Here is a 2,792-nt window from a genome sequence, read left to right as displayed (position 1 = left end):
GGTTCCTCGGCGTCGACGGCCGCGGGGCCCTGCACCCAGAGGTCGTCGAACAGGTCGTCCTGGTTCAGCCGCACGTCGCCCCGGTTCGAGAGGAAGAGGAGAGCGAGATACGTCATCACCGGCCGGCCGCCGGCGTCGCGCACCTCCACGAACAGCACCTCGTCGCGGCCGCGGTCGTAGTGCTCGGCCAGCGCGCCGTCCACGTCGGCGATCACCTCGTCGATGTCCTCGGTGTGGGTGGTGCCGGTGACGTCGTCCTCGGTCGGCTCCTCGTCCCGCCGGAAGTCGTCGCCGGCGTGGTAGTCGAGCGTTTGTGGGCCGCGGTCGTAGCCCGCGGGCGACTCGCTGGTGTCGTAGCTGCGGGACTCCTTCCACCAGCTCCCCCGCTCGGCGTCCCGGAGCTCCCGGACCAGTTCGTCCAGCGTCTCCGGCGTCCCGCGGGTGGATTTTCGTTCGAGCCGGCGGTCCATCTCCGCCTCCAGCTGATCGACGGGGTCGAAGCCGTCGTCCTCGCCGGGCGGCGGCGCCTCCCGCCGCATCGCCGTCTCCCACGGCTCGGGTTCGGGCTCGTCGGGCTCGTCGTCGCCCAGCATCGCTTCTGACTTCATCCGCAGCAGCACCGAGGCGTAGAACAGCGCCCGGCCCGAGGCCCGGAGGTCTGCCTCGTCGAGTTCGGCGAGGAACGCGTCGGTGACCGCGACGATGTCGATGTCCCACGGGTCGATCTCGCCGTCCTCGGCCAGATTGACGAGCACTTCGACCGGCTCGACCTCTCCGTCCTCGTCGTCGGTGTCGGCGGCATCGTCGCTCACGAGGTCGTCGTCGACGCCCGGATCGCCGGTCTCGTGGCCCGCGATGTCGATCGAGAACTCCTCGTCGCTCATCGTCCCCTCCGTGCCGGGTTCCCGTCAGTCGTCATCGGTCGCCACCTCCGCCCCCGGCTCCTCGCCGTCGGCGAGGTCGATCCCCGTGACCGCGGAGACGTTGTCCTCCTGCATCGTGACGCCGATCGCGCGCTCGGAGCGGTCCAGCAGTGCCGAACGGTGGCTGACGACGACGAACTGCGCGTCGCCCGCGAGGTCGTCGACCATCTCGCCGACGCGCTCGGCGTTGACCGCGTCGAGGAACGCGTCGATCTCGTCCAGCGCGTAGAACGGCGCGGGGTTGTGCCGCTGGATCGCGAAGATGAAGGCGAGCGCGGTCAGCGACTTCTCCCCGCCGCTCATCGCGTCCAGCCGCTGGACGGGCTTGTCCGCGGGCTGGGCCTTCATCGTCAGCCCCTCCTCGAAGGGGTTCTCGGGGTCCTCGAGCACCAGCTCCCCCGTCCCGTCGGAGAGCCGGGAGAAGATGCGCTGGAACTGCTCGTCGATCGACTCGAAGGCGTCCATGAACGTCTGTTTCTTCTGCTGCTCGAAGCCGTCGATGCGGTCCTCGATCCCGTCGCGCTCCTCGACGAGCACCTCCCGCTGCTCGCGGAGCTGGTCGAGATCAGCCTCGACCTCGTCGTACTCGTCGATCGCGAGCATGTTCACCGGCTCCAGCGCTTCCATCTCCTCGCTCAGCCGCTCGATCTCCGCCTCCACCTCGTCGTGGGGCGGGATCTCGTCGGCGTCGTACTCGCCGACCTGGCTCTCGAGGTCGGAGATCTCCTCGCTCAGCGCGACCGCGCTGCGTTTGAGCGAGTCGAGCCGGTTCTCGACGCGATCGACCTCGTCCTGCCGGTCGTTGCGCTCGCTGCGGGCCTCGCGCACGTCGGCTTTGAGCGCCTCGCGCTCCTCTTTGAGCTCGGCGAGCTGCTCCTCGAGCTCGGCGACCTTCTCGTGTTTCTCCTCGAGCACTTCCTCCTTCTCCTCGATCTGGGCCTCGAACTCCTCGATATCGCTCTCCAGTTCGGCTTTCCGGTTCTGGGCCTCCTCGACGGTGTCGTGGAGGTCCTCGAGGGAGTTCTCGGCGTACTCCTTCTCGCGGCGCCGGTCGCCAAGTTCGGCGTCGAGGTCGTCGCTGCGGTCCTCGAGCGCGTCGATCTCCTCGCGGATCTCCTCGGCCCGCGCGGAGAGCTCGGGGATCTTCGAGTCGGCCATCTCGGCCTCGATCTCCTCGATCGACTCCTCGGCGGCCGCGATCCGCTCGTCGAGGTCGGCGATCTCCCCGTCCAGCTCGGTCATCTGCGCGTCGACTTCCTCCCGCTCCTCGCGGAGGTCGGCGAGCTCGTCTTCGATCTCCTCGATCCGGGCCTCCGCCTCCGCGACGTCCTCCTCGGCGTCCTCCACGTCGGTCTCGATCTCGCGGACTTTCTCCGCCGCGGCGCTCTTGCGCTCGCGGGCGTCGGTGAGGTCGGCCTCCACCTGGTCGAGGTCGTCCTGGATCGACTGGCGCTCCTCTTCGAGTTCGTGGATCTCCTCGGCCAGCCGTTCGAGCCGGCCGCCGCCGGACTTCGAGAACGAGTAGCGCGAGCCGCCGCCGGAGCCGCCGGTCATGGCGCCGGACTTCTCGACGAGGTCGCCGTCGAGGGTGACCATCCGGAAGTCGCCCATGAAGTGGCGGGCGGTCTCCATGTCCTCGACGACCAGCGTCGAGCCGAGGACGTAGGAGAAAATGCCCGAGTAGCGGTCGTCGTAGTCGACCAGTTCGCGGGCGAAGCCGACGACGCCGGGGTCGCTCGGTTCGCGGGGGAGGCTGCGGTCGTTCATCTCCGTCATCGGGAGGAACGTCGCCCGGCCCGCGTTCCGCGACTTCAGGTAGTCGATGCAGTCCGAACCCACGCCGTCGTCGTCGACGTCGACGTTCGCGAG

General features: G+C 69.0%; 1 protein-coding gene and 1 pseudogene. Both read right to left on the bottom strand.

The window, feature by feature from the left end; translation table 11 throughout:
- Window positions 1-884: segregation/condensation protein A (locus ACFR9S_RS10645; RefSeq protein WP_379818601.1), on the bottom strand; the 884-nt coding region annotated here is incomplete at its 3' end.
- 24 nt (window positions 885-908) lie between these two features.
- Window positions 909-2,792: pseudogene (locus ACFR9S_RS10640) on the bottom strand (chromosome segregation protein SMC); the annotation flags it as partial.

The organism is Halolamina salina (assembly GCF_042678005.1).
In the GTDB taxonomy this organism is placed as follows: domain Archaea; phylum Halobacteriota; class Halobacteria; order Halobacteriales; family Haloferacaceae; genus Halolamina; species Halolamina salina.
Note: the sequence above shows the minus strand (reverse complement) of the source record. Positions and strands in the feature narration are given on the sequence as shown.